19 protein-coding genes, 1 tRNA gene and 1 pseudogene are annotated in these 21,556 nt (G+C 63.5%); 13 read left to right on the top strand and 8 right to left on the bottom strand.

Features of this window, described 5'->3' with window-relative positions; genetic code table 11:
* Positions 1–40 precede the first annotated feature (40 nt).
* From E2A64_RS18130 to nikR, 4 genes and pseudogenes are all read right to left on the bottom strand, one after another.
* A complete protein-coding gene (locus tag E2A64_RS18130) occupies positions 41–463 on the bottom strand; it encodes an NAD-binding protein (protein WP_280177544.1) in 423 nt (140 codons plus the stop codon).
* Positions 437–928: pseudogene (locus E2A64_RS18135) on the bottom strand (NAD(P)-dependent oxidoreductase); the annotation flags it as partial. The gene E2A64_RS18130 and the pseudogene E2A64_RS18135, both read right to left, overlap by 27 nt.
* 102 nt (positions 929–1,030) lie before the next feature.
* Positions 1,031–2,518, bottom strand: a complete 1,488-nt coding sequence (locus E2A64_RS13425) for an aldehyde dehydrogenase family protein (protein ID WP_133284974.1) — start codon at positions 2,516–2,518, stop codon at positions 1,031–1,033.
* A gap of 201 nt (positions 2,519–2,719) precedes the next feature.
* Positions 2,720–3,166: a nickel-responsive transcriptional regulator NikR gene (gene nikR, locus E2A64_RS13430; RefSeq protein WP_133284975.1), complete on the bottom strand. Its 447-nt coding sequence runs from the start codon at positions 3,164–3,166 to the stop codon at positions 2,720–2,722.
* Positions 3,167–3,285: 119 nt separating this feature from the next.
* On the opposite strand from nikR, the gene E2A64_RS13435 reads away from it, so the two are divergent.
* The 5 genes from E2A64_RS13435 to E2A64_RS13455 are packed head-to-tail and all read left to right on the top strand — an operon-like array spanning position 3,286 to position 8,186.
* Positions 3,286–4,854 carry an ABC transporter substrate-binding protein gene (locus E2A64_RS13435; RefSeq protein ID WP_206662447.1) on the top strand — a complete coding sequence of 523 codons (1,569 nt, stop codon included), beginning with the start codon at positions 3,286–3,288 and terminating at the stop codon, positions 4,852–4,854.
* 7 nt (positions 4,855–4,861) lie between these two features.
* Positions 4,862–5,848, top strand: coding sequence for an ABC transporter permease (locus E2A64_RS13440; protein WP_244598277.1), 987 nt, complete (start codon positions 4,862–4,864; stop codon positions 5,846–5,848).
* Positions 5,849–5,858: 10 nt separating this feature from the next.
* On the top strand, positions 5,859–6,722 hold the full coding sequence (locus E2A64_RS13445; RefSeq protein WP_133284976.1) for an ABC transporter permease: 864 nt from the start codon (positions 5,859–5,861) through the stop codon (positions 6,720–6,722).
* Positions 6,722–7,522 carry an ATP-binding cassette domain-containing protein gene (locus E2A64_RS13450; RefSeq protein WP_133285078.1) on the top strand — a complete coding sequence of 267 codons (801 nt, stop codon included), beginning with the start codon at positions 6,722–6,724 and terminating at the stop codon, positions 7,520–7,522. The genes E2A64_RS13445 and E2A64_RS13450 overlap by 1 nt, the downstream gene beginning before the upstream one ends.
* Positions 7,515–8,186 (top strand): ABC transporter ATP-binding protein, encoded by a 672-nt coding sequence (locus E2A64_RS13455; protein ID WP_133284977.1) that lies wholly within the window; start codon positions 7,515–7,517, stop codon positions 8,184–8,186. The genes E2A64_RS13450 and E2A64_RS13455 overlap by 8 nt, the downstream gene beginning before the upstream one ends.
* Here the strand turns inward: E2A64_RS13455 and E2A64_RS13460 are convergent.
* The 3 genes from E2A64_RS13460 to E2A64_RS13470 form a co-directional block, all read right to left on the bottom strand.
* On the bottom strand, positions 8,183–10,813 hold the full coding sequence (locus tag E2A64_RS13460; RefSeq protein ID WP_133284978.1) for an AAA family ATPase: 2,631 nt from the start codon (positions 10,811–10,813) through the stop codon (positions 8,183–8,185). The two genes, E2A64_RS13455 and E2A64_RS13460, sit on opposite strands and share 4 nt — an antisense overlap.
* Positions 10,810–11,937: a metallophosphoesterase family protein gene (locus tag E2A64_RS13465; protein WP_133284979.1), complete on the bottom strand. Its 1,128-nt coding sequence runs from the start codon at positions 11,935–11,937 to the stop codon at positions 10,810–10,812. Before E2A64_RS13465 ends, E2A64_RS13460 begins: the two co-directional genes overlap by 4 nt.
* Positions 11,938–12,243: 306 nt before the next feature.
* Positions 12,244–12,333, bottom strand: a tRNA-Ser gene (locus E2A64_RS13470).
* A 322-nt stretch (positions 12,334–12,655) separates the two neighbouring features.
* On the opposite strand from E2A64_RS13470, the gene E2A64_RS13475 reads away from it, so the two are divergent.
* Positions 12,656–13,093, top strand: a complete 438-nt coding sequence (locus tag E2A64_RS13475; RefSeq protein ID WP_174235792.1) for a DsrE family protein — start codon at positions 12,656–12,658, stop codon at positions 13,091–13,093.
* Positions 13,094–13,205: 112 nt separating this feature from the next.
* Here the strand turns inward: E2A64_RS13475 and E2A64_RS13480 are convergent, their stop codons facing one another.
* Entirely contained in the window at positions 13,206–14,321 is a 1,116-nt protein-coding gene (locus E2A64_RS13480; RefSeq protein WP_133284980.1) for an anhydro-N-acetylmuramic acid kinase, read from the bottom strand.
* Positions 14,322–14,452: 131 nt separating this feature from the next.
* Between E2A64_RS13480 and E2A64_RS13485 the strand changes: the two genes are divergently transcribed.
* From E2A64_RS13485 to E2A64_RS13515, 7 genes are all read left to right on the top strand, one after another.
* Positions 14,453–14,848: a hypothetical protein gene (locus tag E2A64_RS13485; RefSeq protein WP_244598278.1), complete on the top strand. Its 396-nt coding sequence runs from the start codon at positions 14,453–14,455 to the stop codon at positions 14,846–14,848.
* A gap of 186 nt (positions 14,849–15,034) precedes the next feature.
* The gene (locus tag E2A64_RS13490) at positions 15,035–16,114 is read left to right on the top strand and encodes a septal ring lytic transglycosylase RlpA family protein (protein WP_244598279.1); all 1,080 of its coding nucleotides are present in this window, start codon (positions 15,035–15,037) and stop codon (positions 16,112–16,114) included.
* An 89-nt stretch (positions 16,115–16,203) separates the two neighbouring features.
* A complete protein-coding gene (locus tag E2A64_RS13495) occupies positions 16,204–17,358 on the top strand; it encodes a D-alanyl-D-alanine carboxypeptidase family protein (protein ID WP_133284982.1) in 1,155 nt (384 codons plus the stop codon).
* 33 nt (positions 17,359–17,391) lie between these two features.
* Complete coding sequence (tmk, locus tag E2A64_RS13500; RefSeq protein ID WP_133284983.1) at positions 17,392–18,072, top strand: dTMP kinase; 681 nt, start codon at positions 17,392–17,394, stop codon at positions 18,070–18,072.
* Positions 18,072–19,088 (top strand): DNA polymerase III subunit delta', encoded by a 1,017-nt coding sequence (locus E2A64_RS13505; protein ID WP_133284984.1) that lies wholly within the window; start codon positions 18,072–18,074, stop codon positions 19,086–19,088. Before tmk ends, E2A64_RS13505 begins: the two co-directional genes overlap by 1 nt.
* Positions 19,089–19,189: 101 nt before the next feature.
* A complete protein-coding gene (metG, locus tag E2A64_RS13510) occupies positions 19,190–20,731 on the top strand; it encodes a methionine--tRNA ligase (RefSeq protein ID WP_133284985.1) in 1,542 nt (513 codons plus the stop codon).
* 4 nt (positions 20,732–20,735) lie between these two features.
* Positions 20,736–21,554, top strand: a complete 819-nt coding sequence (locus E2A64_RS13515; protein ID WP_133284986.1) for a TatD family hydrolase — start codon at positions 20,736–20,738, stop codon at positions 21,552–21,554.
* Positions 21,555–21,556: the final 2 nt, after the last annotated feature.

Raw genomic sequence — 21,556 nt, forward strand, 5'->3', positions numbered from 1 at the left:
GGCAATCGGTGTTTCCCCAAGGGAAGCAATGGCTTGCGGATCATCCCTTGCGGAAGATGCGGACCAGTTCCGGCACATAGGCCTGACCATGTCCCGAATCGACGGCCGCCGTCAGCGCCGCGTGGATGCCGTCGGCAATCGTCTTATGCGCGCCGGCCTGTTCGGACATTGTGCGGTAATACTCGATGTCCTTGCGGCCGTTGCTGACGAAGAAGGGTAAGCCCTCGCGGTCACCGTCGGTGATGAAGGGCGCCATGCGGTCGAGCGCGACGCTTGCTCCGCCGCCCTTGGCGAGAATTTCGACAAAGCGCTTCGGATCGACGTTCGCATCGGCGGCCTGTGCGGCGGCTTCGGCCAATAGCGTCATGAAGCCGACGGAGACGTAATTGTGCAGAAGCTTCAAGCGGTGGCCGGTGCCGAGAGGGCCGACATGCTCGACGAGTTCGGTGAAGCTCGCAAGCACCGGCCGGACGCGGTCGAGAACGGCCTCGTCGCCGCCGACGAGCAGGTTGAGCTGGCCCTCATGGGCGTGCTTGGCGGTGCGGGTCATGGGCGCGTCGAGATAGTCGCCGCCCCTGGCTTTCACCGCTTCGCCCATGCGGAGGGTCGATTCCGGCAGCGCCGTCGAGCAGTCAATGACCACGGAACCCGGCTTGAGCGCGGAAATCACGCCGTTCTCGCCGGTCAGAATAGCCTCCACCTGCGGCGAGCCGGTGACGCAGAGGATGACCACATCGCTCTGTGCGGCCAGTTCGGCGGGTGTCGCGCAGGCGGTGCCGCCGAGTTCGAGGATCTCATCGACAGGCTGGTTGCCGGGATGGTCGAGGAAGCAGAGTTCGAACCTGCCGCGCCCCAGAACATTGCGCGCGATGCCGTGGCCCATGAGACCGACGCCGATGATACCAACCTTCATGTTGTCCTCCTGATGGACGGGATGTTGCGGGCGAAAGGCCGCATGGAGCGCTTCGCCGGTCGCCGTTCAACGCTTTCTATGCTTTAGGACCGCCGTTTCGGCAGCCCCGCGGCGAGATCAGTCGGTGTTGATCCAGACGGCCTTGGTGTCGAGATAGGCATCCATGTGTTCGAGGCCGCCTTCCTTGCCGTAGCCGGACATCTTCAGCCCGCCGAACGGCACGACCGGATCGATGGCGTGATACATGTTGACCCAGACCGAGCCTGCCTTGAGGCGGTGCGCCATCTTGTGCGCGGTGCCGAGATGGGTGGTGAAGACCCCGGCAGCCAGGCCGTAGGGTGTATCGTTCGCCCGGGCGACAACTTCATCGATGCTGTCGAAAGGCAGGGCGGAGATCACCGGACCGAAGATTTCCTCACGGGCGATGCGCATGTCATCCTTCACGCCGCCGAAGACGGTGGGGCGGATGAAGTGGCCGCCATCAAAGCCCTCGCCGGTGAGCTTTTCGCCGCCGGTAATGACTTCGGCACCCTCCGAGGGGCCGGCCTGAAGAAACATCTCGATGCGTTCGGACTGACGGGCGGAGATGATCGGACCGATGTCGGTATCGCCTTCGATACCGTGGCCGATCTTGAGATTGGCGGCGAAATCGGCAACGCGGCGCACGAATTCGTCGTGGATTTCGCGGGCGACGAACAGCCGCGAACCGGCGATGCAGATCTGGCCGGAATTGGCAAAGACGGACATGGCCGCGACCGGCACGGCCTTTTCGATATCGGCGTCGCGGCAGACGATGACCGGCGACTTGCCGCCCAGTTCGAGCGAGACGCGCTTGAGGTTTCCGGTGGCGGCGCGTGCGATCGACTGACCGGTAGCGGTCGAACCGGTGAAGACGATCTTGTTGACACCCGGATGTTCGGCAAGCGCTGCACCTGCCTCGGCGCCGAGACCGGTGACGATGTTGAGCACGCCGTCGGGAAGGCCGGCTTCCTGCATCAGCCTGGCGATCATCAGCACCGTCAGCGAGGCTTCTTCGGACGGCTTCAGGACCACGGTGCAGCCGGTCGCAAGGGCAGGCGCAATCTTCCAGACCGATCCTGCAATCGGGGCGTTCCAGGGAATGATCGCGCCGACCACACCGATCGGCTCCCGCACGGTGGAGGAATAGATTTCACCCGGGAAAGAGTTCTGAAGCGTCTGGCCGTGGATGGCGACGGCCTGGCCGGCGTAAAAGCGCAACATGCCCAGAACGCGGCGGCTGTTGGCCAGCGTACGCTGGATCGGCATGCCCATGTCGAGCGTGTCGGACAGGCAGAGCGTTTCCCAGTTCTTCTCGAACAGGTCGGCAATGCGCAGAAGCAGCGCCTGGCGCTCGAATGGGGTGAATTTCGACCAGGGGCCTTCGAAAGCGGCGCGGGCAGCGGAGACGGCAGCGTCGATATCGGCGGAACCGCCCTTCGGCACGGTGGCAAGGATTTCGCCGCTCGCCGGATTGCGCGCCTCGATAACTTCGCCCGACCGTGCCTCGCACCATTTGCCGCCGATGAACATCGGCCGGAAATCGCCGTTATAGAGTTCCGCTGCTCGTTGCTGCCAGTCCTGCATCAGTCTTCTTTCCAATCTGTGCGCCCTTGGAACCGGCGCGGGTCATGCTCGTCATCGCCGTCGGGGCACGATCAGCAAATTCTCGTCGCGCGTCCGGGGAACCGTCCGGCGAGGGTTCCGGACGTTGCCAGCCTTTAAGCAAATGCCGCGCGCAAAGCCAACACGAAATGGTGCGCTCAAAGCGCGCGCCGGCCTTGGCATTCAGTGGCCGTGATCCTTCGGTGAACCGGAAGCGTCCGGCGCGATCGTGGTCGTCGGCAGCAGCTGCAGCCTGCCATGCCGGACAGAACGTTCGGCGATGACATGATCGGCAAAATGCTGCAGCTCCTTCATCGGCCCCTTGAGAATGCCGACCTCGAGGCAATTGTCGTGGTCGAGATGGACATGAAGGCTCGATATCGTGAGGTCGTGATGGCTGTGGAACACGGTCGTCAGGCGACGGGCGAGATCTCGCGCTTCGTGATCATAGACATAGCTGAGGACGCCGACACAATGCTGCTCCGATCCGGTCTCTTCCGCCGCTTGCTGCAGTCCCGCGCGGGCGAGGTCGCGGATGGCCTCGGAGCGGTTCTGATAACCGCGCACGTCTATCAGCCTGTCGAGTTCTGCCATCAGGTCGTCGTCCAGGGTCACCGTCACGCGTTGCATAGTTTCCTCCGAAGTATGATGTTTTGGTCTGGACATCATACTTTGTAATGTTATCAGAATGGCAGGGCCGTTTTGGCGACTCTATCACCAAGCCGGCGGCAGGATACACAAACGAGCATATGAATATGATATTTCGTCGCCTCATCCTCGGAGGCCTTGCAACCGTTCTGATGGCGGCGCCCGTGCTCGCCGAACCGAAGACCGAGCTGGTTCTGGCCATCGGCGGGGAGCCTGACACGGGCTATGACCCCTTGCTGGGATGGGGACGCTACGGCCACCCGCTGTTTCAATCCACGCTTCTGAAGCGCGACGCGGAACTCGCGACACGTCCCGATCTGGCCAGATCGTGGAGCCTGTCCGCAGACCGGCTGACATGGACGATCGAACTGCGCAAGGATGCACGCTTCTCCGACGGCGCACCGCTGACCGCCACCGATGTCGCCTTCACCTTTAACGAGGGAGCCAAGGCGGGCGGGGCGCTCGACCTGACGGTCCTGAAGAGAGCGACGGCGATCGACGACACCACGGTGCGCATCGAACTCAAGCAGCCCTGGATCACATTCGCCGAGAATTTTTACAGCCTCGGGATCGTTCCGGCGGCGCGCTATGGCGAGGGCTACGCCTCGGACCCGGTCGGTTCAGGGCCCTACAGGCTGGTCTCCTGGACCCACGGCGAGCAACTGATCGTCGAGGCGAATCCCGACTATTACGGTCCCCGCGCGGAATTCGAGAAGATCACCTTCCTGTTCACCGACGAAGATACGAGCCTCGCCGCGGCCCGGGCGGGGCAGGTTGACATGGTTTCAGTCCCGGCAGCGCTCGCCGACCTGACGCCCGACGGCTTCAAGCTGCTTTCGGTGCAATCGGTCGACAATCGCGGGATCACCTTTCCAATTCCTGAGCCGGGCCTCGGCGAGGACGGAAAGGTCATCGGCAATGCGATTACCTCGGACCGCGCCATACGGCGCGCCATCAATCTCGGCATCGACAGGGACAAGCTGGTCGAGGTGGCGCTTCTCGGTCACGGCACTCCGGCCTATGGGCCGGCCGACGGGCTTCCGTGGTCCAATCCCGAAGCTGGGATCAGCTACGACCCGGAAAAGGCGAGGGCGCTTCTGGACGAAGCGGGCTGGATCGCCGGGGACGACGGCATTCGTGCCAGGAACGGTGTGCGCGCCGCCTTCGCGATCAACTATCCGGCCTCGGATTCGACCCGGCAGGCGCTGACTGTCGCCCTTGCCGAATTGCTCAAGCCGCTCGGCATCGAAGCGACCGCGAGGGGACAGAGCTGGGACCGGATCGAGGCGGTCATGCACGCCGAACCGGTAATGTTCGGCTGGGGGAGCCACTCACCGCTCGAAGTCTACAATCTCTATCAGTCTCGGCTCAGCGGCGTGGATTACTTCAATGTGGGCTATTTTTCCGATGCCGCGGTGGACGGGCATCTTGCCGCCGCCCAGGCCGCAGGAAGCCTCGAAGCGTCCCATGAGCAGTGGCGGCAGGCCGCGTGGGACGGGAGCGACGGTTTCGGCCCGAAGGGTGAGGCGGGCTGGGCGTGGCTCGTCAATCTGGATCACCTCTATTTCGTCAATGAATGTCTCGACGTCGGCGCGACCCAGACCGAGCCGCACGGGCATGGCTGGCCGATCACCGCGCTGATCGAACAATGGCGATGGACCTGCGAATAGTCTCGACGTGACCTTCTGGAGCATTCATATCGCAACGCGGCTCGTGCGGCTGGCTCTGGTGCTGGCTGCCGTCGCCGTGTTGAGCTTTGCGCTGGCGAAATCGTCTCCGGTCGATCCGGTCAATGCCTATCTTGGCGCCGATATCGCGCGGGCCGGGCCGGAGCAGCGCGCGCTGATTGCCGCCAGATGGGGGCTGGACCAGCCTGTCCCGGCGCAGTTCTTCCACTGGCTGGGAAACATGCTCGTGGGCGAGCTCGGCTATTCCATGACGTATAACGCTCCGGTGATCGACGTGATCGCCACCCGGTTCCGGACGTCGCTGCCGCTGATGGGACTTGCGTGGCTGTTCTCCGGCATTGTCGGGTTCGCGCTCGGCATCCTTGCGGGTTCCCGCCCGGATTCCTGGGTCGACAGGGGCATCCGGCTCTATGCCTATGTGCTGGCGTCGGCACCGACCTTCTGGATTGCGATCCTGTTGCTCACCGTCTTTTCCGTCGGGCTGGGTTGGACGCCGGTCTGCTGCGCCGGCCCGATCGGCGTGGTGCCGGAAGAGGTGACATGGCTGCAGTCGCTGCATCACCTGATCCTGCCGCTCGCGGCGCTCAGCGTGCTGGGTGTTGCGCAGATCGCGCTCCATACCCGCGCCAAGATGGTCGAAGTCATGCAATCGGATTTCGCGCTCTATGCCAGGGCGCAGGGCGCGTCCCGACGGGAGATCGCCATCCGCCACGGCGCCCGCAACGCCGCCATTCCCGCCCTGACGGTCCTGTTTGCCTCCCTTGGCGAATTGTTCGGCGGCTCGATCCTCGCCGAACAGGTCTTCGCCTATCCGGGGCTGGGGCGCGCGACCGTGGAAGCCGGCATCAGGGGCGACGTGCCGCTTCTCCTGGCGCTGGCGCTGTTCTTCTCCTTTTTCGTTTTCACCGGCAATGCCATCGCCGACATCGTTTATCGCGTCGTCGACCCGCGCATGGACGGGAAACTGCTGCGATGACGGGGGATGCATGAGCGATATCGTCGATGTCGAAACGCCGCCGACGACCGGGATATGGACGACCAATCGCGCGGCCACGCTCGGGGCGGCGACCCTCGGCTTCATCCTGCTTCTCGGCGTCGCGGTCGGTTCGCTGTCGCTTGGTTCGTTCGGGCTCGATGCTGATTTCGCTGCGCGTCTGGCGGCGCCGTCCCCCGGCCACTGGTTCGGAACGGACCAGATGGGGCACGACATGCTCGCCCGCACCGTTCACGGGCTGGCGGTGAGCCTGCAGGTCGGGCTGATCGCGGCGACGATCTCGGTGGTCATCGCCGCGGCTCTCGCGCTCTTCGCCACCACCTGCGGGCGCTGGGCCGATGCGCTCGTCGCCTTCCTCGTCGACGTGGCGTTGGGGTTGCCGCATCTGGTTCTGCTGATCCTCATATCATTCGCGCTCGGCGGCGGGACGACGGCGGTCATCCTTGCGGTTGCGGTGACCCACTGGCCCCGATTGACGCGCATCCTGCGGGCCGAAATCCTGCAATTGCGCCAGTCCGATTTCGTCCTTGCCTCGCGGCGGATGGGAAAGTCCTGGGCCGAGATCGGGATTGGTCACTTCCTGCCGCATCTCTGGCCGCAATTGCTGGTGGGGCTCGTCCTGCTCTTTCCCCACGCCATCCTGCATGAGGCGGCACTGACCTTCATCGGCTTCGGGCTCGAGCCGTCGAATCCCGCCATCGGCATCCTGTTGTCGGATTCGCTCCGTTTCCTGATGGCCGGAAAATGGTGGCTCGGCCTTTTTCCGGGCCTCTCGCTCCTTGCGGTGGTTCTCTGTTTCGATGCGATCGGCAATGGTTTGCGGGTATTGGCCGATCCCCGCAGGGAGCAATCGTGATGCGTCTCGACGTCGAGCGATTTTCCCTGTCCTTCGTCCGCTATGACGGCGTGTTGCGGCAGCGTAGCATTCAGGTGCTCCACGACCTGACCTTTCAACTGGAAGGCGGCGAGGTGCTTGCGCTCGTGGGGGTATCGGGCGCGGGCAAGAGCCTGTTGGCGCATGCGCTTTTCGGCATTCTGCCGCCCAATGCGCGGTCCGCAGGCTCGTTGCGTTTCGACGGCGTGCCGCTGGACGACGCGACGCTCCCGAATTTTCGCGGTCGCCATATGGGGCTGGTGCCGCAATCCATCAGCCATCTCGATCCGCTGGCCCGGTGTGGCCGACAGCTTGCCTGGGCGGCGGAACGGAGCAATCTGCGGCTGACCAAAGCACAACTGGCGGAACGTCTCTCAACCTTCAATCTGCCCCGGACGGTCGCACACAATTTTCCCCATCAGCTGTCCGGGGGCATGGCGCGGCGGCTCATGCTTGCCATGGCGACGGTGGGGCAGCCGCAACTGATCGTGGCCGACGAACCGACAAGCGGCCTCGACCCGAAAAACGCCGAAAACATTCTCCGGACCCTGCGGGGAATGGCCGACGCCGGCTGCGGCGTCCTTCTCATCACCCATGATCTTGTCCAGTCGGTGCCATATGCCGATCGCGTTGCCATCCTGAATTCAGGCCGGCTTGTGGGCATGGAAACCGCGCGCTCATTCTCCGGCGCGGGCGATGAGCTGACCGGCGACTATGCCAGAGCCTTGTGGCGGGCGGCGCCGCAGAATGCGTTCACTCCGGAAGGTCCGATCGATGCTTGAGGCGACGGATATCGGGTTTGCCTACCGTTCGGGTGCCGAAGTCGTGTGCGGCGTGACGCTGGCGCTGGGGCCGGGGCAGACACTCGGAATTCGCGGGCCGTCCGGCTGTGGCAAGTCCACGCTTGCGCGCCTGCTCGCCGGCTATCTGGAACCGCAACGAGGCACGGTCCATGTCGACGGCGAAGCGCTGGGAAAGGGCTGGTGTCCGGTTCAGTATGTCCACCAATCCGCGATAGTCTCGGTCGATCCCCGCTGGCGTATCGGCAGGATCGTCGAGGAGGGCTGGGAGCCGGACGAGGCGAGCCGGGAGGCGCTCGGTGTCCCGCGAAGCTGCTACGATCGCTATCCGCATGAAGTCTCGGGCGGCGAGTTGCAAAGGATCTGTCTCCTGCGAGCCCTGGCGCCCGAAACCCGCTTTCTCGTCGCCGACGAACTGACCGCCATGGTCGATCCCGTCACCCAGGCAGACATCTGGCGCCATCTGCGGCAACGCAGCCGTCAGGGCCTCGGGATCGTGGCCATCAGCCACGATCAAGCATTGCTGCGCCGCGTTGCAGACAGTATTCACCAGATGGACGGCGGTCGGCTGACGGAGCTCGAGCCTGCCGGAGCAGCACGCCCTGCTTTTGCAGCGCCCGGCCGGGACGTCGCAAACCGGCTCTAGGATTGCGGCGCCCAGTCGGTCATGTGCAGGACGTTTCCGCCAAGCTGCTGGAAAGCACGCTGACGGCAGGAGAAAACGATGATCTGCTGGTCCCGGGCCTGACGGTGAAGCGCGTCGAACATGCGCTCGATCCGGTCGTCGTCGGAATAGACGAGGGCATCGTCCAGAATGACCGGAGCCGGGTGTCCATCCCTGGCAAGCAGGCGCGCGAAAGCCAGCCGCGTCAGGATGGAAAGCTGTTCGCGCATGCCGCCGCTCAGGCGGTCCACATCTTCCTCCTGGCCATCGCGTAGGATGGTCTGCGGCAGCAGCGTCTTGTCGTCGAAAGTGATCGCGACGTCATCGAAGAGAAGCCCGAGCAGGGGACGCAACTCAGTTATGACCGGGCGGAGGTAGGTCTCCCGCGCATTGGTGCGAGCCGCTTCGAGCGCGCCGCGCAGCCGTTGCAGGATCGCGATCTCCCTTTCGTAAGCCGCTACCCGCTGCGCGGCCGCTTCAAGCGCCTCGGTGGTCTCGCGCCATTTCTCTTCTACCGCTTCATCCGAGCGCGACCTGATTTCCGCTGACAATGCTGCGATCTGTTCGCGCAGCCTTGCCGTCTCGGCGGAAGCGGAATCGGCAACCGACCTCAGGCGGGCAAGCGTTGCTTCGGCAGCCTGCAGGTCCGTTGCCTCGCCTTCGAGCCGTTCGACAGTCTGGCGATGGGCGAGAAGCGCCGCATCCAGCTGCGCGCGCTTTTCGTGAAGCTGGCGCTCGTGCTCTGCGCGAAGTGCCTCCGGTCCGATAATTGCCTCGGCCTGTGCCAGTTCGGCCCTTATTCCGGCAAGCGAGGCCTGCGCCGAGATCACGGCGTCGGCAGCCAGCGTCTGGGCCGGCTCGGCTTCGCGAAGCGCGGAACGTGCATTCTGGCGCCGTTGCTCCGCGTCGTCGAAGGCCGCCCTCAGTTGCGCGGGATCCTGTTCGGGCTCCGGGTCGTCGGCGGAAACAGCCTGCTGCCGGGCAGCAATATCCTGCCTCAGCGCCTGGAGCCCCTCGGGCGCGATCATCGAGAAACGTGCGTTGAGCTCCCGCAATTCTCCCTGTTTGCGCGAATGATCCTGCTGGCGTCTGCGCGCGGCCGTGAGGTCTTCCACCCCCAGCTTATCGAGCAGGGAGCGCCTGTGCTCGACGAGCCGCTCGAGCCTGTCGTCACCGGCATCCGTCGCGCCGGAATTCAGCGCGATCGTGCCGACGCCCAGAATGTGAAGCTTCGCCATTCCCCGGTAGGTGCGGGGCACGCCATCCTCGAGCGGATGTCCGTCGAGCGCGACGCCCGGTGCCTGCGGCTCATAGGCGACTTCGACCGACGGACGTGCGGCCTGGGCGAGGGCGCGCAGCTGGACGATTTCGAGGTCGATTTTTTCAAGCCTCGGAATGGCATCCTCGGGAAGCGCGAGCAGCTTCAGGGCGGCGTCGGCTTCCTCGGTCTGCCGGCGAAGGTCTTCGGCGGTGGCCAGCTTGTCTTGAAGCTCCGTCAGGCGTTCGGCGGTCTCGCGCGCTCTCATGGCGCGGTCGAGCCGCTCGAGCAGGGTTCGTGCCTCCTGTTGGGCCGTTTCCGCTGCGTCGCTTTCCGCGCGCGCGGTCGCAACGGCGGCGGCGGCCGAATTGCGGCGCGCCATAGCCTCTTCGTGCGCGCGGCTGGCTTCATCGCGTGACCGGGTGAGCGTGGCTGCGCGGTCCAGAGCGGTTCTGAAGCTTGTCAGGGCGTTGTCGGCCGTTTCCCGCTGTTCACTAACCAGCCGGAGTTCGGCCTTTGCAGTGCGCAGGCTCTCGGCCTGCGAGCGCGCCGCCTCGAATTTTGCCTGTGCGGTCTCGATCGCCCGCCTGCGCTCTTCGCGTTCCTTCGCGTTGTCGAGTTCGCTCAGGCGGCGATTCGCAGCGGCGCGCTGATCGAGCGCCTGTCGCAGCGAGACGACTTCCGCGCCGAGGCGCTGTTCCTCCGCTTCCAGTCTGCTGCGCGTCTCGAGCGCTGCCGCATAGCGCTCGCCGGTCTTCGGACGGCCTGTGGCGGTAACCAGACCGCCGAGCGTCTCTTCGATATTGGCCATGATCTCGGTCATGCGCCGGCCGCCGGTCACGGCCTCGATTTCACCCTGGACGGATTCGAGCAGGCTGGCACGGATCTGCTTTTCGCTGTCCTCCTCGCTCTTGCTGCGCTTTTCGATGCCGGTCAGGCCCTGACGCACCCACAAGAGGCCTGCGGGTCCGGAATGTCCGCCGCGCACGAGTTCGGCGATAAAGGCCTCGGCCTCGTCGGCCTGCGCAATGAGGCGGCCCGAGCCGATATCCGTCACCCTGGCCGAGCGTCCGGCGTAAAACTGCTTGGAGAGCCGGTAGCGACCATCGCCGTTTGAAATATCGACCTCGACCTGGGGACTGCCGCCGGCATAGGGGCGCAGCGCCTGCACTGCCTGGGGCGTGCCGGTATGTGCTTGAAAGAACAGCGCATGCAGGGCCTCGAAGCTCGTCGACTTGCCGAATTCGTTCGGCGCGCAGAGCACGTTGACGCCGTCGTCGATGCCTTCGATCGCCACGCCACGGCCGGCAAATCGCTTGACGTTGAATAGTCGCAGGGCCTCGATCTTCATGGTGCGATCACCTGCGCCTGGGCGTAAAGGCGGGCAAGCGCCGCACGGGCGATGTCGCGCTCGGCCTGCGAGAGTTGCGCGTCTTCGGATTCGGCCAGAAGCGCGTCGGCCGCCTCGCGCAAGGCACCGGCCCGGTCGATGGCGTCGAGGTCGCCCGCATCGCATTCGGTCTCGAGCGCGTCGTCATGAAGTTCGAGATGGGCGAAGTCGGGCCGGAGTTCGTCGATCCATGCGGCAAGTGCCGAACGGCCTTCAAGCCTCGCGCGTCCGGATGCCACGATGTTGAGGAGCGACTGACGTCGCGCCCGCGGTTCGGGCAGGAGCGCGTCCAGCCGGGTGACGGCATCGTCGCCATCAAGGAGATCGAGGGCCATGTCGCGCCATGAGAATGTCCCGGTCCGCACGGAGGAAACCTCCGGCATTGCGGATGGCGCAGGCACCGCCACCAGCAGTGCTTCCCCCTCGCGGTCATGCTTGAACCGGTCGGGTTCGGGGGTGCCGCTGTAGCGTGTGCGCGGATCGATTTCCAAGCCGCCATGCCAGTCGCCGAGCGCGAGATAGGCAAGCCCGGCCCGGCGCGCGCGATCCGGCGCGATCACGTCGAGACCGCCATCCTCCTCGGAGAAATTCAGGACCCCGCCATGCGCCAGGCCGATACGGATCGCACCGTCCGGGGTGGGCGCGTTGTCGAACCACTCCGAGAGATCCTTGCCCGGCCGCCGGAAGGTGCAGGGGGCGGGCAGCAGGACGACGCCGGACGCAAGCTCGATGGGCTCAGGGTCCACGGCCAGCGTGACGTTCTCCGGCGCTTCGGCATGGAGCGTCGCCCACAGCTGCGCCGCCTGAAGCGAATCGTGGTTGCCCGGCAGGATGACCCAGCGGATCGGCGCATGGTGGCTCATCTCGGCGAGCGCCTGCCGCCGGACATCGGGGGCAGGGGTTTCGGTATCGAAGGTGTCGCCGGCGAGCAGAACGGTGGACGCGCCGTGCGACCGCGCGTGTTCCGCCAGCTTGCCGATGGCCGCATGCCGCGCTTCGCGCAGTTTCGCGGGAAGATCACCCGGGAACTGACCGAAACGCTTGCCGAGATGAAGATCGCTCGAATGGATGAATCGGAATGTCATCGGGTGGTTCTATCCTGCCTTGGCCCCTAAGCGCCAGCGCAGGCAATCAGCTTGCCGATCGTTCCAAGCGCGCCATCCGGAACCTCGGCCATATGCAACGCCTCACAGACGCGACCCCGACCATAAGCGATCATTGTTCACGGCAAGCGATGTCGACTGGCCAGGAGATAGTTTGAAACAGGCAAGGGACTGAAGGTCAGCTGGCTCGAAGACGATGTCTCGGCGAAAATGGACGATCACGACTGATACGCCAGCCGACCTGGCGCCGTCCGAAAGCGTCCGGCGTTTTCAATATTTTGCGGGCAATGGCGGAGAGGGTGGGATTCGAACCCACGGTACGGTCTCCCGCACGCCGGTTTTCAAGACCGGTGCCTTAAACCGCTCGGCCACCTCTCCAAATCGTTGCCCAGTTTGCGTTCCGGCCTTCGACCCGGTTCCGTCGATGGCAACCCGCAGGAACGCGTCGCAACGATCTGCGCTTATAGCTGCCAGCATTTCGCCGTCAACCTGTTCCGCGCCGTAGCTGTCCATTCCTCTGCGGGGGAAAGGTTGAAATGCCGAGGCGAAGGGCGATTGCGGTCGCGATTTTTCGTCCGTCCGCAATTTCGCGCAAGCTTCATCTCTTGGAGCAATGGAGAAGGAGGGGTAGATTTTGGCGATAATTGCACCTCGCGACGGTGCGAAATCAATGCGCGAAACATGCCGCCAGGAGGAAATCATGAAACTGCTCAGGGCCATCGCCGCCGCCACGCTCGTGGCTGTCCTCACGGTTCCCGCATTCGCCGCGGATGCGCAACACAAGCTCGCCATCCATGTCGACGAGAGTGACGAGCAGGTCATGAACATGGCGCTCAATAACGCCAAAAACGTGCGCTCCTATTATGACGAGAAGGGCGAAAGCGTCGATATCGAGATCGTGACCTACGGTCCGGGTCTGAAGATGCTGACCGCTGACAGCCCGGTGAAGGACCGCATCTCGGCCATGTCGCTCGAGGACGAGAATCTCACCTTCGCAGCCTGCGGCAACACGCTGGCCGGCATGGAGAAGAAGGCCGGAAAGACGATCGAGCTGGTATCGGAGGCCACTGTCGTGCCGTCGGGCGTCGTTCGCCTGATGGAATTGCAGGAACAGGGCTATTCCTACGTCAGACCGTGATTTCGTGTATCATCGGCTTGCCGCGGCGCGCGGGCATCCTGCCGGGTGTCTCCAGACTGCCTGGCGCCGACGGCGATATCCGGACCATCGGCGCCGGTGAAATTACCGAGCGCTAGGCGCGGGCGATTCGGCCGCCGGACATCTGCGCAGGCACGCCGGTCGTCGTCGGGAAACTGATCGGAAGGTCATTGAGGCGGCGCATGGCGAGATAGGCAAAACACTCGGCCTCCACGGCGTCGCCCCGGAACCCTGCCTTCTCCGCTGCATCGGCCTGGACGCCGGCGCGTTTCGAAATCTCCGCCAGCATCACGGGGTTCCTGCGCCCGCCGCCGCAGACGATCAAACGTTCCGGGCGAACCGGAAGAATATCGAGTGCCTTGCCGACGGCCGCGGCGGTGAAAGCCGTCAGCGTGGCTGCGCCATCTTCGAGATCAAGTCCGTCTGCCATCTGCATGCCGAAATCGAACCTGTCGAGCGATTTGGGGTAGGGCGCCACGAGATAGGGATGCCCGAGCAGCTTTTGCAGCCTTGCCTCATCCGCCTTTCCGCTTGCGGCAATCTTGCCGTCCCGGTCGAATGCCCCCCTTCCATGCGCCTTGATCCAGTCGTTGACCGGTGCATTGGCCGGTCCGGTATCGAAGGCCACCAACGTCTCGCCGTCGGTCCAGGAGACATTGGCGACGCCGCCCAGATTGAGAATCGCCGTTTCCGGTCCCGCGCCGATACTCGAGAGCATGCCGGCGTGATAGATGGCCGACAGCGGTGCTCCCTGCCCACCCGCCTCGATATCGGCCGTGCGGAAATCGAAGACCGTATCGATGCCGGTGATCCGGGCCATCAGCGATCCGCTTCCAAGCTGACGGGTCTTGCCTCTCGCGCTTGAACTCGGCGCCCGGTGCAGAACCGTCTGGCCGTGAAATCCGATGGCGGCGACGTCGCTCGCGGCCATTCCGTTCTTCTTCAGGAAGGTATTGACGGCCTCCGACTGCGCGCGGGTCAGAAGCGCTTCGGCTTCGGCGAAGATGGCCGGCTCGGGGCCTTCGAAATTCCACAGGCGCGCCTGCTTCAGCGCTTCCTCGAGGACCGGCGGAACGTGTTCGGGGTAGGGGGCCAGTTCCCAGGGGCCGAACTCGGCGATTTCCGAACCGTCGGTGCGTATCATCGCGATATCGACATTGCCGTCCAGAACGGTGCCCGTCATCAGTCCAATCGCCCAGGGCATGGTCATTACGCGAATCTCCCCGCCAAGATGTGCCGCGCCCCTTATAGTCCCTGCGATCCTGGCTACAAATCCTCGATGGAGGTGAAACCCTTCGGGCCTCCCAACCGTTACAGGAGCGGACGGAAAAGGAGGTTGCCATGATCAGAACACTATGCGCTACGGCCGCAGCGGTCCTTGCGGTATCCCTGTTTGCCGCCGCGCCGGTTCAGGCTGAAAACCTGCGCGGCCAGGACCTGAAGACGCTCGTATCCGGAAAGCGCATCTACCTGCAGACCCCGTTCGGCGGTGAGTTTCCGCTCTATTACCAGACGTCCGGCGCTGTCAGTGGCGACGGCTCGGCGCTGGGGCTCGGCAAGTTCATGGCTCCGAAGGAGACCGGCAAATGGTGGGTCGACGGCGCGAATCTCTGTCAGCAATGGCCTACCTGGTACGACGGCAAGGCAACGTGTTTCACGATCGAGAAGACTGGCGCGAAAACCCTCAACTGGGTTCGTGATGACGGAAAGTCCGGCACGGCGCGCATCGACAGCTGATCGGGGATAAGCCCGGACATATAGTGTAACGATTGTTTACCGTATTTTAACCCTACCCATCCGATATTCGGGCGGTACGGTTTTTAGCGACCGCATTTCTGCCACTTTGATGACTGATTTGGGATGCGCCGGAAGCAAGGGGCTTGCTTCTTCGGTCGTATTTCGCGATTAAGCGCGGAAATGAAATTGGAAATTGCATGCGGGTACGGCAAGCCCGCCAGGGGACAGACGGCGTTGAAGTGGGACACTCCGACACGTAAGCAGATCGGCCGGACGGTGGTTGCCGTTGGCCTGATCGCTGTTTTTCCGGCCTTGACCGGCTGCGAAACAAGTTCAGGCGGAAGCAAGTCTGAAAAGGCTGAAATCTCGAACGTGACGAAATTCTCCTCCGCCGAATACGGCGTCGAGGCGAGTCCGCGGGTAACCACGGACAAGGTCGTCGCAAAGGGCGGTGGCCGGGAATTCGTCGGCAAGCCGTACAAGGTCCGCGGCAAATGGTACACGCCCGAAGAAGATCCGACCTACGACAAATCGGGCCTGGCCTCCTGGTACGGACCAAATTTCCATGGCCGCAAGACCGCCAATGGCGAGATCTACGACCAGTACCATATTTCTGCCGCGCACCCGACATTCCCGCTTCCGAGCTATGCGCGCGTGACGAACAAGAAGAACGGTCACTCGGTGATCGTTCGCGTCAATGACCGCGGACCCTATGCCCACGGCCGGATCATCGATCTTTCCAGCAAGGCCGCCGATCTTCTCGCCATGAAGGGCGACGGCGTGGCTGCCGTCCGCGTCGAATATGTCGGACGCGCACCCGTCGATGGCGACGATACGAACTATCTGATGGCATCCTATCAGTCACCCGATCAGATCGCGCCTGCCGGTTCGGGCACCATGCTCGCGATGAACGGCCCGACCCCGTCGGGTTCGCTGCCCGGCGTCGGTGAGGCGGGTTCCGCCGCTGCCGCCGCGACGGCTTTCGCCGAAGCGCAGGCAGCCCCTGACATGCCGGTAGTTGCCGTCGCCGCGGTTCCCGCAGCCGCGCCTTCCGGCGATCTGGTTTCGCCCGCGTTCCTGCCGGCCGGTTTCAGCCTGCCGGAGGTCGGTCCCTATGTCGAGGAGCGTCCTGAGCTGATGGTCGATGCGACGTCGGTTAAAAGTTCAGACGACGGCTTCCGCAACATCGGTCTCGCCTATCGCGGCAACCGTGTGACGACGGATGTCGATCCGTTCTCCCTTGTGGTGACCAAACTCAAGAAGTGAAATCTCCGGCTTCCGGCTGTTTCAAATCTTGAAGGCATGAATTAGGGTCCCAAACTATCAATACATCTCGATAGAACCGGGAGGCCCGGGTGCGGCTGACTTTCTTCCCTACGGCATTCGTCCTGTTCGTTTTGGCCTGGCTGGCGGCCGGCCCGGCATCGGCACAGCTTTTCGAAACGAAGGCGAAGCAGGCCTATCTGGTCGAGGCAGACACCGGAACCGTGCTGTTCGCCAAGAACGAGAACGATCCGGTTCCACCAGCCTCGCTTGCGAAACTGATGACGATGGAAGTCGTCTTCAATGCGATCAAGAGCGGCCGGCTGACGCTCGACGACGAATACCAGGTTTCCGAAAATGCCTGGCGCACCGGCGGCGCGGTCTCCGGCGGATCGACCATGTTCGCCGAAATTCATTCCAGTATCGCGTTGCGCGACCTGATTCAGGGCGTGATCATCCAGTCGGCCAATGACGGCTGCATCGTCATTGCCGAAGGCATGGCCGGGTCGGAAGACAATTTCGCGCGTCTGATGACGGAACGCGCCCGCAAGCTGGGTCTTGAGCACTCGGTCTTCGGCAATTCCACCGGCCTGCCGGACGAAACGTCCAAGGTGACGATGCGCGACCTGGTCCTTCTCGCCCGGCACATCTACCAGGACTATCCGGAGTTCTATCACTACTATTCCCAGGAGGATTTCACCTGGAACAAGATCCGGCAGCGCAACCGCAATCCGCTGCTCGGCCTCGATATCGGCGTGGACGGCCTGAAGACCGGTTTTACGGAAGCCTCCGGCTATGCGATCGTCTCCTCGATCCAGCGCGACGGCAAGAGGCTCTTCCTCGCCATGAGCGGGCTCGAAAGCCAGAATGAGCGTCGCGAGGAAGCCCGCAAGATCCTTGAATGGGGTATCCGCTCCTTTGAGCGCAAACCGCTTTTCAAGGAAGGCGAAGTCGTCGCGACCGCGTCGGTCTATGGCGGCGAGGGGGCGTTGCCGCTCAAGGCGAAGGGGCCGATCGACATTTTCCTGCCATTGACCAATCCGGACCGGCTGGTTGCGCGCGTACGGTACAGCTGGCCGCTCAAGGCGCCGGTCGAGGAGGGGGATCACGTCGGCGATCTCTACATCTATATCGGCGATACACTCAGCCGGGAGGAGCCGCTCTACGCCGCACGATCGGTGAAGAAGGGCCCGATTCATCAACAGGCACTGGACGCGCTGATCGAACTGGTCCAATTCTGGAACTGACTCGCAGCAACAAGACAGAGCCGGACTGAGAACTTGAGCCAGAGCAAGGGACGTTTCATCACATTCGAAGGCGGTGAGGGGGCCGGGAAATCCACCCAGATCAGCCGGCTCGCGGACCTTTTGCGCCGTCGCGGCCACGATGTGCTCGTTACCCGGGAACCCGGCGGTTCGCAGGGCGCAGAGGCCGTTCGTCACGTTCTCCTGAGCGGTCAGGCCGAGGAATTCGGTGTCCGCATGGAAGCCGTCCTTTTCGCCGCGGCGCGCTCCGACCATGTGGAGCAGGTCATCCGTCCGGCTCTCGCCGAAGGTACCATCGTTCTCTGCGACCGGTTCATCGATTCGAGCCGCGTCTATCAGGGCGTGACCGGAAATCTCGAACCGGCTCTGATGCGCAATCTCGAGCGCGTCGCGGTCAATGGCGTGATGCCCGACCTTACCATCATCCTCGACGTGCCCGCTGAATCGGGGCTGGCACGCGCCCGCAAGCGCGGCAGCAGCGACAGTGCAGGACCGGACCGCTTCGAGAAGGAAGAAATAAGCACCCACGAGATGCGGCGGCAGGCATTCCGCGATCTCGCCCAGTCCGAGCCGAAGCGCTGCAAACTGATCGACGGAACGTTGTCCCAGGATGCCGTCGCGCTTTCCGTTCTCGAACATGTCGACCCGATCCTGCCGGCGCTTCCCGTCCGCGAGAAAAGCGCCAAGGGCCGGTAATCGTGAGTGATCGTCCCGACATGCTCGACGGCGCGATCGCGCCCGAAGCCAATACCGTTCTCTTCGGCCATGACGAAGCGGAGCGATTTCTTGCCGACAGCTATCGCAATGGCCGCCTGCACCATGCGATCCTGATCGAGGGACCGGAGGGCATCGGCAAGGCCACGCTTGCCTTCCGTTTCGCCAACCATGTGATTTCGCACCCGAAACCGACAGAGGCGCCGGAGGTCATCGGGGATCCCGATCCGGGTTCCGCCGTCGCGCGGCAGATCGCATCGGGAGCGTCGCACAATATCCTGCATATTCGCCGGCCCTTCGACGAGAAGACCGGCAAGATGAAGAGCGTGATCACGGTCGATGAAGTGCGCCGCGTCGGCCACTTCTTCAGCCAGACCGCGGGCTCGGACAATTGGCGCATTGCGGTGATCGATGCGGCCGATCACATGAACCGCAATGCGGCCAATGCGCTTCTGAAGACGCTCGAGGAACCGCCGAAGAACTCGCTGTTCCTGGTCCTGTCACATGCTCCGGGCCGCCTGCTGCCGACGATCCGCTCCCGTTGCCTCGGGCTCGCTCTCGATCCGCTCGATCGCGGCGCGATGGGCGCGGCGCTCGATCATCTCGGCGTGCGCTTCGACCTCGACAGCGGCTATGAGGCGACCGAGGGCAGCGTGGCCCGCGCGCTGGTGATGGCGAATTACGGTGGCGTCGAGATCGCAGGAACCTTCGATTCCCTGATGGACCGATCAGCCGTTTCCGACCGGTCGGAAATACACAAGCTCGCCCAGGCGCTCTCGGCGAAGGACCGCGATATCGCCTATCACTTCTTCGTCGATCACGTCATCAGTCGCGTCAGGCGCCATTCCGGCCACCTGGCGGCCCAGGGCAGGGGACGTGAAGCCGCCCGCGAAGCAGAACGCGCCTCCGCCGTCGCCGCACATTTCGAGCGCGCCGAAACCTACAATCTCGATCGCGGTCAGGCGGTCATCAATTTGTTTTCGATCCTGTTCGACTGATTTTTGACCGATAACGACATGGCATCGCGGGAAATTTTCCCTTATGACGGCGCCAAAGGCGCGCTGACTGCGCCATCGATCGCACCTTCACCGAGGTCTTCATGAGTTCCGAGCGTTTCTACATCACCACGCCGATCTTCTATCCCAACGGCGTTCCCCATATCGGCCACGCCTACACCGCGATCGCCACGGACGTGCTGGCGCGTTTCCAGCGGCTCGACGGCAAGGACGTGTTCTTCCTGTCGGGCACGGACGAACATGGGCAGAAGATGCAGCAGACCGCGGAGAAGGACGGGATCACGCCGCTCCAGCTGGCCGACCGCAATTCGGCGGTCTTCAGGGACATGCTCGTTCGTCTCAACTGCTCCAACGACGACTTTATCCGCACCACCGAGGAGCGCCACAAGATCGCCGTGCAGGAACTCTGGCGGCGGATGGAAGCCAATGGCGATATCTATCTCGGCAAGTACGGCGGCTGGTACTCGGTGCGCCAGGAAGCCTATTTCGACGAAAGCGAGACGACCGTCGGCGAGGACGGCGTGCGCCGCGAGCCGCTCGGTTCGCCGGTCGAGTGGGTGGAAGAGGAGAGCTACTATTTCCGCCTGTCGGCCTATGGCGACAAGCTTCTGGAACTCTACGAGAAAAACCCCGGTTTCGTGATGCCGGCAGAACGCCGCAACGAGGTTGCAAGCTTCGTGCGCGGCGGGCTCAAGGATCTGTCCATCTCGCGCACCACATTCGACTGGGGCGTTCCGGTTCCGGGCAACGACAAGCACGTCATGTATGTCTGGGTCGATGCGCTGACCAACTACATCACGGCCGCCGGCTTCCCCGACGAGAATGGCGAGAAATGGGGCTACTGGCCCGCGCTGCACATTATCGGCAAGGACATTGTCCGCTTCCACGCGGTCTACTGGCCGGCCTTCCTGATGTCGGCGGGCCTCGAACTTCCCGCGCGGGTTTTCGCCCACGGGTTCCTCAACAACAAGGGCGAGAAGATGTCGAAGTCGGTCGGCAACGTCGTCGACCCGTTTGCGCTGATCGAGGAATACGGTCTCGACCAGGTACGCTACTTCTTCATGCGCGACGTCTCCTTCGGCCAGGATGGCGCCTACAGCCACGAAGCGATTACCGCGCGTATCAATTCCGATCTCGCCAATGACCTGGGCAATCTGGCGCAGCGCTCGCTGTCGATGATTGCCAAGAATTGCGACGGCAAGGTGCCCGAACACGGTGACTTCACCGCCGAGGACGACGCGATCCTGAAGGCTGCCTATGGCATCTACGACAGGATGGTTGCCGAGATGGGCAACCAGCAGATCCACAAGGCGCTTGCAGCCGTCTGGGAAGTGGTGGCCGAAGCCAACCGCTATTTCGCCGGGCAGGAGCCCTGGGCTCTGAAGAAGACCGATCCGGCACGCATGGCGACGGTTCTCTATGTGACGGCCGAAGTGGTGCGCGTGGTCGCGATCGCCATCCAGCCCTTCATGCCGGAAAGCGCCGCGAAGCTGCTCGATCTGGTGGCCGTGCCCGCCGACAAGCGGGTCTTCCACGTCGAGAAGGCGGCTCTCGTGCCGGGTACCGAACTGCCGAAGCCCGAGGGGGTTTTCCCGCGCTATGTCGAGAAAGACGCGGAGGCCTGATTAGATGTCTGCCGAGAGTTTCGACGTGAAGGCGCATCCGGTCATCGATACCCATTGCCATCTGGATTTCGACGATTTCGCTCCCGAGCGCGATCAGGTGATCGAACGGGCCCGCGACGCCGGGCTCGTGCGCATGGTCACGATCTGCACGCGGGTGAGGAAATTCGATCGCATCAAGGCCGTCGCCGAAACCTATGAGGACGTCTTCTGCTCGGTCGGTACCCATCCGGGTAATGCCGGCGAGGAAACCGACGTCACGACCGCCGAGATCATCGAACTGTCACGCCATCCGAAATGCGTGGCGATCGGCGAAGCCGGTCTGGATTTCTTCTATCCCGACAACGCGCCGCGCGAGGTGCAGCTCGATGTCTTCCGCGCCAATATCGACGCGAGCCGGCAGACCGGGCTGCCGCTTGTCATCCATTCGCGCGCGGCGGACGAGGACATGGCGGCGACGCTCGAGGATGAAATGGGGAAGGGGGCCTTCCCGTTCATTCTCCATTGTTTCTCCGCCGGTCAGGAACTGGCCGATGTCGGCGTCAGGCTCGGCGGTTATGTCTCGTTCTCCGGCATTGTGACATTCGGCAAGTCGGACGAGTTGCGCACGATCGCCAGGACGATTCCACATGAGCGCCTGCTAATAGAAACCGACGCGCCTTATCTGGCTCCGCCGCCCAAGCGCGGCAAGCGGAACGAGCCGTCCTATGTCGTCAACACCGCGCGCATTCTCGGCGAAACGATCGGTCTTTCGGAACCGGAAATCCGCGACCTGACCACCGAGAACGCCTACCGGCTCTTCACCCGAATGCCGAGGGCAGCGTAGGC

The organism is Pseudohoeflea suaedae, assembly GCF_004354915.1.
In the GTDB taxonomy this organism is placed as follows: Bacteria; Pseudomonadota; Alphaproteobacteria; order Rhizobiales; family Rhizobiaceae; genus Pseudohoeflea; species Pseudohoeflea suaedae.